At 27.6% G+C, this 774-nt stretch carries 1 protein-coding gene; it reads left to right on the forward strand.

Annotated elements, in window-relative coordinates; translation table 11 throughout:
* Nucleotides 1-564: 564 nt before the first annotated feature.
* On the forward strand, nt 565-774 hold a 210-nt coding region (locus V7112_RS05195), incomplete at its 3' end, for a hypothetical protein (RefSeq protein WP_335416401.1).

Raw genomic sequence — 774 nt, forward strand, 5'->3', positions numbered from 1 at the left:
AAAAAATAAATTAGCAATCTGTACTACTCTGACATTCAAAATGTAGATTTTAAACGAACGTTTGTTTGATTCTGAATGATGAGTAAAAGTGGATATCTACCATTAAACGTTAATACGTGAGCATGATAAATTAAACAATCCACTAATATAACCGTTAGTCTAGAATCAATAAAAATCTGATTCCATCAACAAAATTCAAGGCTAGAAGTGATTATCAGGCTTTTTGCGTTTATATCAATTAGTAATTAGCTTAAATAGTAGTTCCAAGCCTTCCTTGCTAAATGTAGATAACCTATTTCATCAATAATGATTAATTCTACCTTTTCAAATTTCTTATTAAAGGAAGTACATCACTTAACGGTATTTGTCTGAAAAACTGTTACTAATTTCCTAAACATAATTGCAGCTTTCTTCTATAATTTTGAAATCTATGAAGAAAAATAATAACATTATTAATATTTATTTTCTTAAATAAACAAATACAGTATACTTTTATACAGTTCGATTGTTAACCTTAACCAAATTAAGATTATATCTTAATTCTACTATTTTTCGGAGGTAATTATGCCATCATACTTTCTCGACACAGTAATAGGTTTAATTACAACAATAATTTCATTTGCATTTGGAATTTCTTTTAGGAGGATTCATCAATTTATTACAAAATCTCTACCTACTAAAAGATTGTGGAGACTTAATAATGGAGATACGGTTTCATTTGTAATTGCGAATCCTCCTCCAACATTTCGTAGAGATGAGAGTGAATTTACCAAA

The sequence above is a fragment of the Bacillus sp. JJ1566 genome (assembly GCF_036962685.1).
Classification (GTDB): domain Bacteria; phylum Bacillota; class Bacilli; order Bacillales; family Bacillaceae_L; genus Ferdinandcohnia.